A 12,056-nucleotide genomic window follows, 5' to 3' on the forward strand; every position below is an offset into this window, starting at 1 on the left:
CGTACTGTCCGGAACGGCTAGTTCCAGGCGTTGTTCTGGTTCTGCGCCCGCGAGCCGTGCTGGCCCACGCCGAACTGGGCTGCGGCGCCCTGGCCGATCTGGGCGTTCTGCGGCGGCAGCACCTCGCTGGGCTGTACGAGCGCGAAGCCGGTGCCGAGGAAGCTCAGCTCCCAGCCCTCGCCGGTGTTGCCGCGCCGCCGCCAGACGCCGCTGGAGTGCGTCTGGGCCTGCATCTGCACCCGCAGGGAGGTGGACCAGGCGACGATCGCGTCCGCGTCGGCGTTGACGTACTTGTCCGGCGTGACCTGCATCATCAGCGGCTGGCCGGAGGTCATCAGCGCGACCTTGCCGCGGCCGGTGATGTTGAGCTGGTACTTGCCGGAGCCGGAGATCCCGTACTGGCTGTCCACCGCGATGACCTCGTGGTGCAGCGTGGAGTCCATGGCCAGGACATAGCTGCTGTCGACGGTCAGGCCGTCCTGGTCCACGTCCACGATGTGCACGTACTGGGCCAGGTTGGCCAGGTAGACCGTGCCCTGCCCCGAGCAGCGCATGAGGTCCAGGCCCTCGCCGGTGCGGCGGCGGGCGTTGCGCTGGGTGGTGGTCTGGTACTCGCCGTCGAAGTCGACGATCCCCTGGTAGGCGACCATCGCGCCCTTGCGGGCGAGGACGTCGTCGGAGCCGCTCAGGGTAACCCGCAGCATCTGCGGGTTCTGGACGGCGTACCGCTCCTGGGACTGCGCCTCGGCGTGGGCGAAAAGTGAACTCTGCATGATCTGTCCGCTCCCCCTCAGCCCCGGACCCGGAGCCGGTCGGTGCTGTCCTCGCTGGGCTGTACGACGACGACGCCCTGACCGGAGAAGGCCATCTGGTAGGCCTCCCCGCTGCCCCGGCCGATCATCGACGAGGCCTTGAAGCTGCGCTTCCCCTTGACCTTGAGGTTCGGCGACCAGGCCACGAGCGCGTCGGGGTCGACGTACGTCTCGTCCTCGCCGCGGCCGCAGTCGACGACGATCGGGGTGCCGCGCGAGGTGATCGCGACCCAGCCGGTGCCCGCGATCTCCACGTTGAACAGGCCCTGGCCCGCGAACTTGGCGAGGCCCTTGACCCGCTCGACGCCCCACTGGAGGTGTGCGTCAAAGGCGAGCAGGTTGGTGCCGTTGACCGAGAGCGAGTCGTTGTTGAGGTTGATGACGACGACGTCGGCGCCGTAGTCGGCGAGGTAGAGCAGGCCGTCGCCGGTGCACTTCATCAGAGGTGCGCCTTCGCCGGTGAGCCACTGCGCGGCCATCTGGCGGACGGCCGGCGGGTTGGGCTCGTACTGCACGAAGCCCTCGTAGGCGACCATCGAGCCGGTCCGGGCGAAGAGGTCCTGGCCGCTCTGCATGGCGACCTTGAGCATGGCCCGGCCGTGGTTCTCCATGCGGGCCGTGACCGGGGTCGGGGCGAAGCCCGCGAGCTGCTGGTTCATTGCGTTCATGTCGGGCTCCCTCAGACCTCGTACGGCTGGACGACGATGAAGTTGCCGGGAGCGCCGCGGAACTGGAGGTTCACGGTCTCCCCGCTGTGGCCGGGGTAGGCGTTGCGCCGGAGCCGGACCTGGCTGGACAGGATCACCTGCGCGGCGGAGGACCACGCGACGATGGCGTTGCTGTCCGCGAAGGTGGTCGGGGTGACGGGGAGGACGACCGGGACGCCGTGCGTCTTGACGATCACCGTGCCCGTGCCCTGGAACTGCATGGTGAACAGGGCGCCGCCGGGAATGCCGTGGCCCTCGATGCGGCGGACCTCGTGCTGGAGCGACTCGTCGAAGGCGAGGACGGCCTCGGCGGAGACGCAGATCCCGTCGCCCTGGAGCTCGATGGCGTGCAGGTGGGCGCCGTTCTCGGCGAGGAAGACCTGACCGCGGCCGGTGCAGCGCATGAGCTGCATCTCCTGGCCGGTGGCGTTGCCGACGATGCGGCCGGCGAAGCCCGCGCCCTTGTAGCTGAAGTCGACCTTGCCCTGGTAGAGGACCATGCTGCCCTGGCGGGCGAGGACGGCCTGCCCGCCCATGGCCAGGTCGACGCGCATGAGCTGCTGGTTCTGCGGGGTCCAGCGGGTGCCCGTGGGGGCTTCCTTGTACGGCTGGAGAGCGGCGGCGAGACCGGCCGCGGGGGCGGCGGCCTGCGGGGCGTAGCCGGGCTGCTGGCCGTACGGCGGCTGCTGGCCGGGGACCTGACCCGGGAACTGTCCCGGGGCCTGGCCCGGCATCTGGCCCGGTACCTGGCCGTAGCCCGGCTGCTGCCCGTAGGGCGCGGGGGCCGGGGCGGGCGGCGGGGTCTGGCCCGGGTACGGGCCGGGCGCCTGGCCGTACGGGGGCTGCTGCTGGGGCGGCTGGCCGTACGGCGCGGGGGCCGGCGGGGCGAGCGGCGCCGCCATGGTGGGCGCGGTGTGCTGCTGGTACGCCTGGGGCTGCGGGGCGGGGGGCTGCGGAGCCTGCGGGGCCGGGGCGGGCGCGCCGAAGTTCGGAGCGGGTGCCGGGGCCGGGGGCTGCGGGGCCTGCGGGGCCGGGGCGCCGAAGGCGGGGGCGGGGGCGGGGGCGGCCCCCTGGGCCGGCGGGGCGAAGCCGGGCGCGGCCGCCGCCTGCGGCGGGACCTGCTGCTGCGGCTGCTGCTCCTCGGCGACCTCGCCGCCGAAGTTCTTCAGCAGCGCCTCGAGCCCGCCGTCGAAGCCCTGGCCGACGGCCGCGAAGCGCCACACGTCCTTGAGGTAGAAGTCGCCGAGCATGACGGCCCGCTCGGTGGTGAACTCCGAGCCGTTGAAGGCGTACCGGACGACCTCTTCGCCACCCGCGACGATCCGGATGTAGCCCGGCCCGATCTGCGACATCTGCCCGGCGCCGTCGATGGTGGCGGTGAAGGACAGCTTGTGGATGGAGGCCGGAATGCGGTCCAGGGTGACCCGGAAGGATTCGGTGTCGCCGGACTGGGCGCCGAGCTGCTGGATGGATTCCTCGGGCGACTTCGGCTGGTTGAAGAAGACGAAGTAGCGGTCGTCCGACAGCTGCTCGTTCGCGTCGAGCCCGAAACAGCTGATGTCGAAGGTGAGTCCGGGCCCGGCGATCTGCACGCCCACGTACAGATCGGTGCCCGCTGTCAGATCACTGATCTTGGCCTTGTGGCCGCGTTGGAATTCCCTGGCCATACGTAACGACCGTCCCCCATCCCGACTGTGAATGCGTGCCGCTCAGGCTAACGGCAACTGCCGACATCCGGCCAAGCCGGTACCGACCCGGTACACATCACGCTGCGTCACTTGCGGCTATTCGTCCCGGGTGGCGGGCACTTTCGGCAGCCGCTCGGCCGCGACCACGCCCTCCAGGTACCCGCGGGCGCGCTCGGTGCGGGGGTAGGCCTCCAGCAGCTCCCAGAAGCGGGGGCCGTGGCCGGGCACGAGGAGGTGCGCCAACTCGTGCAGGAGCACGTAGTCGACCACGTACTCCGGCATCCCCTGGAGGCGGTGGGACAGGCGGATGCTGCCTTCGGCCGGGGTGCAGGAGCCCCAGCGGGTGTTCTGGTTGGTGACCCAGCGGACCGAGCGGGGGCGGGCGCGGCCGCTGAAGTACTGGTCGGACAAACGCTCGGCGCGCTCGGTGAGTTCCGCGTCCCCGAGGGTGCGCTTGCTCTCCTGGGCGGCCAGTTTGTCGAGCATGACGCCCACCCAGCGCTGCTCTTCGGCCTCCGACATCCGGGCAGGGATGAGGACGACCGTACGGTCACCCTCGCGGTAGGCGGATACGGTCCTGCGGCGGCGCGCGCTCCGGCGGACTTCTACGGCGCGCTGCGGTGGGTCGGCGGACACGCCACGACCGTACCCGTTGGCCGTGGCGGAAGTCCCGCGCGTCCAGGCTTCGAACATGATCGATTCACAGCGGGTCCACGGAACACCCCTTTTCTCCATCTCATATGCCTAATACCCCTCGCCTGTGGACAAATTTCTGCACGGATTTCGGCGGACGGGCACTGTGGCGGAGGAACGCAGAACGCGGAGGAAAGAGCGAATGGGGGCGGTCATGTATCCGAAGGTGAAGCCGGCACTGGCGCGGGCCTGGCGGGATATGCAGACGGTGCAGTTCGGGGTGACGCCCGCGCACGCGGTGGCGCTCGGCCCCGTCGATACGGCGACGGGTGCGCTCATCGACCGGATCGACGGGACGCGGGGGATGGACCTGTTACGGGCGGAGGCCTCGGGGATGGGGCTGCCGGACGGCCAGGCCGACGAACTGGTCCGGCGGTTGGCGGGGGCCGGGCTGCTCGACGACGCCACGGCGGGCGGCCCGCGGGCCCAGGCGCTGCGCAAGCGGCCGGAGGCCTTGGAGCGGCTGGCGCCCGATCTGGGCTCGCTGTCGCTGGTCCACCGGGAGCCGGGCGGTGACTTGCGGGGCATGGCCGCGCGCCGGGCCGTACGGGTCCAGGTGCGCGGGAGCGGCCGCGTCGGCGCGCTGATCGCCGCGGTCCTGGCGGGAGCCGGCGTGGGCGGGGTCGACGTGCTCGACGGGGGCCGGGCGGAGCCGGCGGATGTGGCCCCGGGCGGCCTGGGGCCCGCGAGCGTGGGCCGGCTGCGGGCCGAGGCCGCGGGGAAACTGGTGCGCGACTGCACCCCGGGACGGGCCCCGCGGGCCGGGGAGGCCGAGGGGCCGGAGCCCGGGCTCGCCCTGGTGGTGGTCGCGCCCCGCGACGGGCTGCAGGCCTGGGCCCCCGATCCGGAGACGGCAGCCGGCTGGGTCGCCACGGGCATCCCCCACCTGTACGCGGGGGTGCTGGAGGGCACCGGGCTGGTGGGGCCGCTGGTCCTGCCGGGGGTGACGGCCTGTGCGGGGTGCATGGAGCGCGTCCGGGTGGACCTGGACCCTGCCTGGCCGCGGATGCTGGTGCAGTGGCGCTCGGCCCACCGCCGAAGAGCCCACGGCGCCTGCGACCTGGGCCTGTCCACCGCGGTGGCCGGTCTGGCCGCGGCCCACGCGCTGTCCTTCCTCGACGGCCGGCTGCCGGCGTCCACCGCCTCCCGCTGGGAGGCCGCCCTCCCGACCCTCCACTGGGAGCCGAACCCCCTCCGCGCCCACCCGGACTGCCCGTGTGGGGCGAGCGCCGACGGTCCAGCGGCGCTGGAGCGGTCGGGAGGAGGATCGGGAGCGGACCGGCCGGGAGGGCCATGACAGGATGCACTGGGCTGTCGGGTTGGCGGGGGCCTTGCTGAAACCGCCGCATGCGGCGCAGCTTCGGGACTTGGAGGGGCGTATGTCTGATCTTCCCCGGAAGGCGGTCACCCGTACCGTCAAGCTGGCCGCGCTGCCGCTCGGCTTCGCGGGCCGGGCCACGTGGGGGCTGGGCAAGAGGATCGGGGGCAAGTCCGCCGAGATCGTGGCGCGCGAGCTCCAGAACCGGACGGCCGAGCAGTTGTTCCGGACCCTCGGGGAACTGAAGGGCGGTGCCATGAAGTTCGGGCAGGCCCTGTCGGTCTTCGAGTCGGCGCTGCCCGAGGAGGTCGCGGGGCCCTACCGGGCGGCGCTGACCAAACTCCAGGAGGCGGCGCCACCGCTGCCCGCGGCCACCGTGCACCAGGTGCTGGCCGACCGGCTCGGTGCGGACTGGCGGGACCTGTTCGAGGAGTTCGAGGACAAGCCGGCCGCGGCGGCGTCCATCGGGCAGGTACACCGGGCGGTGTGGCACGACGGCCGGCAGGTGGCGGTCAAGGTCCAGTACCCGGGGGCCGGCGAGGCGTTGCTGTCGGACCTGAAGCAGCTGGGCCGGTTCGCGGGGCTGTTGGGGCCGCTGATACCCGGCATGGAGATCAAGCCCCTGATCAAGGAGCTGCGCGACCGGGTCGAGGAGGAACTCGACTACGAGCTGGAGGCGGAAGCGCAGCGGACGCACGCGGACGCCTTCGAGGACGACCCGGACGTGGTCGTGCCGGACGTCGTGCACCAGGGCGACCAGGTGCTGGTGACCGAGTGGATGGAGGGGACCCCGCTGTCGGAGGTGATAGCCGACGGCACGCAGGAGGAGCGCGACCGCGCCGGACAGCTGCTGGCCCGTTTCCTCTTCTCCGGCCCCGCGCGCACCGGGCTGCTGCACGCAGATCCGCACCCGGGCAACTTCCGGCTGATATCCGGGCCGGACGGCCGGATGCAACTGGGCGTCCTGGACTTCGGCACGGTCGACCGGCTTCCCGGTGGCTGGCCCGAGCCCATCGGCCGGTCGCTGCGGATGACGCTGGAGGGTGACGCCGAGGGGGTCTACGGGCACCTGCGCGCCGAGGGGTTCGTGAAGGAGTCCATCGATCTGGACCCCGACGCGGTGCTGGACTACCTGAAGCCGATCATCGAGCCCGCCGAGGCCGAGGAGTTCACCTTCACCCGGCCGTGGCTGCGCGGCCAGGCGGCACGGATCGCCGATCCCCGCTCCCCCGCGCACCAGTTGGGCCGGCAGATCAATCTGCCGCCCTCCTACCTGCTGATCCACCGAGTGACGCTGAGCACCATCGGTGTGCTGTGCCAGCTGGGCGCGACCGTGCGGCTGCGCGACGAACTGGACTCCTGGCTGCCCGGGTTCCCGTCCGAGGGGTGAACCGGCGCCGCGGAGTGCGCGGAGCGCAGTGATCGGAGTGTCGGCTCACCACCAGGAGGAGTCGAGCCTGCCCTCGATCGCCCGGAGGTTCGCCCGGGCGCAGTCGACGCAGAAGTACTCTCTCGTCCCGTTCTCCACCGAGCAGGTCCAGGTGGGCGGGGGGCCGTTGGGAGACTGTGTGCCGCAGCGCGCGCAGATGACGGGCTGGGCCTCGGGTCCCGGAGGGGCGGGGCGGGGATTCGGCTTTTCCACCTCCACGACGATATCCCCGTAAGGGGTGGACGGCCTCGCGCAACGCACCGGGGGGACCGGTCCGTTCGGACCGGTCCCCCCGGGAGTTGCCTGTCTGACGGTCGTCAGCCCTTAGTGCATGACGGCCATGGCCAGCGCGCGCCGGGCGCGCAGCGAGACGCGCTCGGCTCGCCGCTGCATGCGGCGGGCGGCCAGCAGGCGCAGGGCGTGACGCTCGGCGTCGGCCTCACGCATGCGGTCGTCCATATGGGCACGGGCCAGGGCTTCTGGGATGAGTTGCATTTCGCGGGTCCTGTTCTGACGCGAGGTGATCGCGCCGGCGGTGATGAAGTCTGCGTGGGCGGAGCCGTGCGGCTGCTCGCTCGTGGTGTAGGCGGTCATGAGGGCCTGCTTCAGGGGGTCGTGCGTGAGGGGGCGGTCGATGGTTCCGAGGGCGGTCATGCCGCAACAACCGGGTTCTTGCGCGGACGGCCACGCGGGCGCTTCCGGGCGACGACGACACCCTGGACGAAGAGCTCGCCGCCCCAGACGCCCCAGGGCTCGCGGCGCTCGGTCGCCCCGGCGAGGCAGGCCTCGACCAGCGGGCAGGTCCGGCACAGGGACTTGGCGTACTCGACGTCGGCCGGGGACTCGGCGAAGAAGACCTCGGGGTCGAAGGTGCGGCAGGGAACCGGGACGCCGAGGTTCTCGATGGCGTCGTCGAGCGCGGTCAGCGCGGTGAGCGGGGTCAAGGCGTGGTCCTCCGGGACTGCGGGCGGGGAGATCGTTTGGGTCTGCGGTACGGACGGGGCGTGCGCTTCGAGTTGCACGGTGGTTTCTTCCTCGTCTTGGTCGGCTAGTCGTTCCGGCCGGTTGGCCGGGTGCGGCTGGGCTTCGTTCTCACACCGACTGGTAATGCCAGTCCCGAGGCCCCTTCGCTGCGTCGTCCCCGTTCGGGGACAAACAGAAGGGCCGCGGATCCCGGGTGGGGTTCCGCGGCCCTGAAGGCGCCGGTCTGATCATGCGATCAGACTGGATCACTCCAGGGTTCGAGCCCACGGAAGGCCCACATCAGGTGGTGCTGCTGCTTCGTCGTCTTCGTCTTGGCTCCGGCACCGGCTGCGGCCGCAAATCCATAGGCGCCATGCGCCTGCGCTTCTGCTGCCATTACTGCCACCGGTGCCTGGGTCGGTCGCTCATTGCGCTCGCGGACCGGAAGGATCGCCAGGGCGGGGCTGTCAGCGGCGATCGCGGACAGACCGGTACCCCGGAGGGAGACGGAACCGAGCAGGCAGGAAGCGACGACCGAGCGATCGGTCATTTTGATGGTGCTGGTCATGAAGCTGGTCACTGGTCTCGCCTCCTCTCGGCGTCTCGGGGACGGGGGCCCGGGGGCCTGTCCCATGCGTATTCGGATAAGTACAGCACGGATCAGGGGCTTCGGAGAAGCCACCGTTTCCGTTGCTAAGAACCTATGGGGCTTCGCTGGGCATGTGCAAACTATTTTTCCGACGAGTTTCTACGCGTCGTCAGGATCCTCAGCCCCGGGCTCCTGACCTGCACAGATGGCCAGGACGTCGGCGCCGTACCGCTCGAGCTTGCGGACGCCCACTCCGGAGATCATCGCGAGCTCCCCCTCCTCGGAGGGTGCGGCCTCCGCGATCGCCATCAGCGTCTTGTCCGTGAAGACGCAGTAGCCGGGCAGGCCTTGGGCCTTCGCCTGGACCGCGCGCCAGTCCCGCAGCCGCTCGTAGAGCCCTTCGTCCATGTCCGAAGGGCACTCTTCGCAGCGCATCAGCTTCATCTCGCCGGCCTCGGTCAGGGTCTTGCCGCAGACCCGGCACAACGCGGGGCCTCGGCGGCCGCGCTTGCGGGCTCCCCGCTCGGCCACGCCGCCCGGCCCCGTTCCCGGGGCCGCGGAGCCCGGCCGCAGCCCGTTCAGGAAGCGGCTGGGGCGTCGGGAGGCCCGGCCGCCCGGAGCGCGGGAGAGCGCCCAGGAGAGGGTCAGGTGCAAGCGCGCCCGGGTGACGCCGACATAGAGCAGCCGGCGCTCCTCCTCGACCTGCTCGTCGGTCTTGGCGTAGGTGATCGGCATCATGCCGTCGGTGAGGCCGACGAGGAACACGGCGTCCCACTCCAGGCCCTTCGCCGCGTGCAGCGAGGCCAGGGTGACGCCCTGGACCGTCGGGGCGTGCTGGGCCGCCTTGCGCTCGTCGAGTTCGATCGTGAGGTCCGCCAGGGTGGCGCCGGGCCGGGCGCGGGCGAAGTCCTCGGCGAGCCGGACCAGCGCGGCGAGCGATTCCCACTGGTCGCGGACGGCGCCGGAGCCGGCCGGCGGCTCGGTGGACCAGCCGGTGGAGCTGAGCACGGCCCGCACCTGGGAGCCGAGCTCCACGACGTCGTCGAGCAGCGGGTCGTTCCCGCCGGAACGGGCGGCTCCGCGCAGCGCGAGGATGGCCTTCTGGACCTCCTGGCGCTCGAAGAACCGCTCGGCTCCGCGCAGCTGGTAGGGGACTCCGGCGTCGGCGAGGGCCTGCTCGTAGACCTCGGACTGGGCGTTGATGCGGAAGAGCACGGCGATCTCGCCGGCCGGCACGCCCGCCGCGATCAGGTCGCGGATCCGCCGGGCGACGCCCTCGGCCTCGGCGGGCTCGTCGGGGTACTCGGCGTAGACCGGGTCGGGGCCGGGCTCGCGCTGGGAGACCAGCTCCAGGCGGTGCTCGGCGGCCCGGCCCTTGGCCTGCTTCAGCAGGCCGTTGGCCAGGTGGACCACCTGGGGGGTGGAGCGGTAGTCGCGGACCAGCTTGACGACGGTGGCCTGCGGGTAGCGGTTGCGGAAGTTCAGCAGGTGGTCGGGGGTGGCGCCGGTGAAGGAGTAGATCGTCTGACTGGCGTCGCCGACGACGCAGAGGCTGTCGCGCTCGCCGAGCCACAGGTCGAGCAGCCGCTGCTGGAGCGGGCTGACGTCCTGGTACTCGTCGACCACGAAGTGCTGGTACTGGGCGCGGATCTGCTCGGCGATGTCGTGGCGGTCCTGGAGGATGCCGACGGTCAGGAGCAGCACGTCCTCGAAGTCGATCATGCCGCGGTCGCGCTTGAGCTGCTCGTACGTCCCGTAGATCTGGGCGATCTCGGCCATGTCCCGGGGGGCCTCGCGGCCCGCCTTCAGGGCGGCCGCCGGATAGTCGGCGGGCACGGTCTGGGTGACCTTGGCCCACTCGATCTCACCCGTGACGTCGCGCAGCTCGCCCCGGTCGAGCCGGATGCGGCAGCGCGCGCCGGCCTCGGCGACGAACTGGATCTTGCGCTCCAGCAGCCGGGGGACCTCGCCGCCGACCGCCTTGGGCCAGAAGTACTGGAGCTGGCGCAGGGCTGCGGAGTGGAAGGTCCTGGCCTGGACCCCGCCGGCGCCGAGGCCGCGCAGCCGGCCGCGCATCTCGCCGGCGGCGCGGTTGGTGAAGGTGACGGCGAGCACACTGGCCGGCATGAGCCGCCCGGACAGGACGCCGTAGGCGATGCGGTGGGTGATCGCCCGGGTCTTGCCGGTGCCGGCGCCGGCCAGCACGCACACCGGTCCGCGCAGGGTCGTCGCGACCTCGCGCTGCTCCGGGTCCAGGCCCAGGAGCACCGCGTCCGCCGGGTCGGCGGCGGCGGGGAAGGATGAGGAGTGCGTTGCTGCTGTCACCCCGCCATGCTGCCAGGTCCCGTGGGTCGGGCGGGAAACTTGTCCACAGACCGCCCGGGTCCGTCGTACTTGTCACACCGGTCCGTCACACCGTGTGCGGGAATGGCGGCGCCGTGCCGTACGTTCGACTACTCGGACCGCCGAGGCCCCCGCGGCCGGCGGGGCCCCCGAGACCGCCGAGACCCCACAGAGGAGACCGCAGCATGCAGGACAAGGGTTCCGTGACGATGTACAGCACGACCTGGTGCGGCTACTGCCGCCGGCTGAAGTCCCAGCTGGACCGGGAAGGCATCGCCTACAACGAGATCAACATCGAGCTGGACCCCGAGTCCGCGGCGTTCGTCGAGAAGGCGAACAACGGCAACCAGACGGTTCCCACCGTCCTCGTGGTGTCCCAGGCGGGCAGCGAGTCGGTCATGACGAACCCCAGCCTGGCCCAGGTCAAGCAGGCGCTCGCCGTCTGACCGGCCTCCGCGTCGACAGAAAGGCCCCCGCTCCGGCGGGGGCCTTCTGCGTTCCAGGGCCCGCGGGCCCGCCGCTTGCGGCGCCGTCAGGCGGCCGGGGCCGGCTTCGGGAGGGGCCGGCCGTACCACGTTTCGACCAGGCGGGCCGCGATGGAGATGCCGGACGGGGGGATGACCTCGCCCGATGCGAACGCCTCGCGCAGTTCCTCGCGGGAGAACCAGCGGGCCTCCTGGATCTCCTCGCCGTCGACGTTGATCTCCGAGGTGGTGGCGCGGGCCGTGAAGCCCAGCATCAGGCTGTACGGGAAGGGCCACGGCTGGCTGGCCACGTACTCGACCTCGCCGACCCTGACGCCCGCCTCCTCCCACACCTCGCGGACGACCGACTGCTCGATCGACTCACCGGGTTCCACGAAACCGGCGAGGGTGGAGAACCGCCCCTCCGGCCAGTGCACCTGGCGGCCGAGCAACGCGCGGTCCTGGTCGTCCGTGACCAGCATGATCACGGCCGGGTCGGTGCGCGGGTAGTGCTCGGCGCCGCAGCCCGGGCAGCGGCGGATGTGCCCGGCCGCCGCGACCACGGTGCGCTCGCCGCAGCGGGAACAGAAGCGGTGCATTCGCTGCCAGTTCTCCAGGGCCACCGCGTGCACCATCAGCCCGGCGTCGCGCGGGTTCAGCAGCAGCCCCGCCTCGCGCAGGCCGGCCGGGCGGGCCGACTGGTCCATGCGGCCGGGCAGCGAGTCCTTCTGCAGCGCGAAGTACCGTACGCCGTCCTCGTCGGTGCCCAGGAAGTAGCGGTGCGTCTCGGTGACCGGGGCCTCGAAGGCCGGGGTCATCACGATGCCGGTCCCCCCGTCGGGGGTGTCGTCGATCAGCACCTGGCCGCCGGAGACGACGAAGACGCGGGTCGTCGGGTGGCTCCAGGCGGCGGCGAGCCAGGCCTCGTCGAGGCGGTGGTGCGCGGCCCGGTCGATTCCGCTGGGCGCGGTGAGCGAGAGTGGGCGCTCGGTTTGGGTGCTCACAGGTACTTCCAACTCCCCCGGTGGGTGGGACAAGGCAGGCTCGGTG

The 12,056-nt window shown here is 71.9% G+C and carries 13 protein-coding genes; 3 read left to right on the forward strand and 10 right to left on the reverse strand.

Features of this window, described 5'->3' with window-relative positions:
- Nucleotides 1-17: 17 nt before the first annotated feature.
- The 4 genes from ACIP5M_RS19695 to ACIP5M_RS19710 form a co-directional block, all read right to left on the reverse strand.
- Entirely contained in the window at nucleotides 18-773 is a 756-nt protein-coding gene (locus ACIP5M_RS19695) for an AIM24 family protein (RefSeq protein WP_401198663.1), read from the reverse strand.
- Between the two features lie 17 nt (nucleotides 774-790).
- Entirely contained in the window at nucleotides 791-1,471 is a 681-nt protein-coding gene (locus ACIP5M_RS19700) for an AIM24 family protein (RefSeq protein ID WP_401199071.1), read from the reverse strand.
- Nucleotides 1,472-1,491: 20 nt separating this feature from the next.
- A complete protein-coding gene (locus ACIP5M_RS19705) occupies nucleotides 1,492-3,186 on the reverse strand; it encodes a TerD family protein (protein WP_401198664.1) in 1,695 nt (564 codons plus the stop codon).
- A 117-nt stretch (nucleotides 3,187-3,303) separates the two neighbouring features.
- Nucleotides 3,304-3,900, reverse strand: coding sequence for a M48 family metallopeptidase (locus ACIP5M_RS19710; protein ID WP_401198666.1), 597 nt, complete (start codon nucleotides 3,898-3,900; stop codon nucleotides 3,304-3,306).
- Between the two features lie 154 nt (nucleotides 3,901-4,054).
- Here ACIP5M_RS19710 and ACIP5M_RS19715 point away from each other — a divergent pair, with 154 nt between their 5' ends.
- Together ACIP5M_RS19715 and ACIP5M_RS19720 are read left to right on the forward strand one after the other, a co-directional pair.
- A complete protein-coding gene (locus tag ACIP5M_RS19715) occupies nucleotides 4,055-5,197 on the forward strand; it encodes a ThiF family adenylyltransferase (RefSeq protein WP_401198668.1) in 1,143 nt (380 codons plus the stop codon).
- A gap of 82 nt (nucleotides 5,198-5,279) precedes the next feature.
- Nucleotides 5,280-6,608, forward strand: a complete 1,329-nt coding sequence (locus tag ACIP5M_RS19720) for an ABC1 kinase family protein (RefSeq protein WP_401198670.1) — start codon at nucleotides 5,280-5,282, stop codon at nucleotides 6,606-6,608.
- Between the two features lie 45 nt (nucleotides 6,609-6,653).
- Here ACIP5M_RS19720 and ACIP5M_RS19725 read toward each other — a convergent pair whose 3' ends face one another.
- The 5 genes from ACIP5M_RS19725 to ACIP5M_RS19745 form a co-directional block, all read right to left on the reverse strand.
- A complete protein-coding gene (locus tag ACIP5M_RS19725) occupies nucleotides 6,654-6,860 on the reverse strand; it encodes a hypothetical protein (RefSeq protein WP_401198672.1) in 207 nt (68 codons plus the stop codon).
- A 111-nt stretch (nucleotides 6,861-6,971) separates the two neighbouring features.
- On the reverse strand, nucleotides 6,972-7,301 hold the full coding sequence (locus ACIP5M_RS19730; protein WP_401198674.1) for a hypothetical protein: 330 nt from the start codon (nucleotides 7,299-7,301) through the stop codon (nucleotides 6,972-6,974).
- Nucleotides 7,298-7,669 carry a WhiB family transcriptional regulator gene (locus ACIP5M_RS19735; protein WP_215013586.1) on the reverse strand — a complete coding sequence of 124 codons (372 nt, stop codon included), beginning with the start codon at nucleotides 7,667-7,669 and terminating at the stop codon, nucleotides 7,298-7,300. The genes ACIP5M_RS19730 and ACIP5M_RS19735 overlap by 4 nt, the downstream gene beginning before the upstream one ends.
- 197 nt (nucleotides 7,670-7,866) lie before the next feature.
- Nucleotides 7,867-8,178, reverse strand: coding sequence for a hypothetical protein (locus ACIP5M_RS19740; protein WP_401199072.1), 312 nt, complete (start codon nucleotides 8,176-8,178; stop codon nucleotides 7,867-7,869).
- 180 nt (nucleotides 8,179-8,358) lie between these two features.
- Complete coding sequence (locus ACIP5M_RS19745; protein ID WP_401198675.1) at nucleotides 8,359-10,524, reverse strand: ATP-dependent DNA helicase UvrD2; 2,166 nt, start codon at nucleotides 10,522-10,524, stop codon at nucleotides 8,359-8,361.
- A gap of 203 nt (nucleotides 10,525-10,727) precedes the next feature.
- Here ACIP5M_RS19745 and ACIP5M_RS19750 point away from each other — a divergent pair, with 203 nt between their 5' ends.
- Nucleotides 10,728-10,988, forward strand: coding sequence for a mycoredoxin (locus tag ACIP5M_RS19750; RefSeq protein ID WP_401198677.1), 261 nt, complete (start codon nucleotides 10,728-10,730; stop codon nucleotides 10,986-10,988).
- Between the two features lie 86 nt (nucleotides 10,989-11,074).
- On the opposite strand, the gene nudC is transcribed toward ACIP5M_RS19750, so the two are convergent.
- The gene (gene nudC / locus ACIP5M_RS19755) at nucleotides 11,075-12,022 is read right to left on the reverse strand and encodes an NAD(+) diphosphatase (RefSeq protein ID WP_401198679.1); all 948 of its coding nucleotides are present in this window, start codon (nucleotides 12,020-12,022) and stop codon (nucleotides 11,075-11,077) included.
- Nucleotides 12,023-12,056 lie beyond the last annotated feature (34 nt).

The organism is Streptomyces sp. NPDC088762 (assembly GCF_044750905.1).
GTDB lineage: Bacteria > Actinomycetota > Actinomycetes > Streptomycetales > Streptomycetaceae > Streptomyces.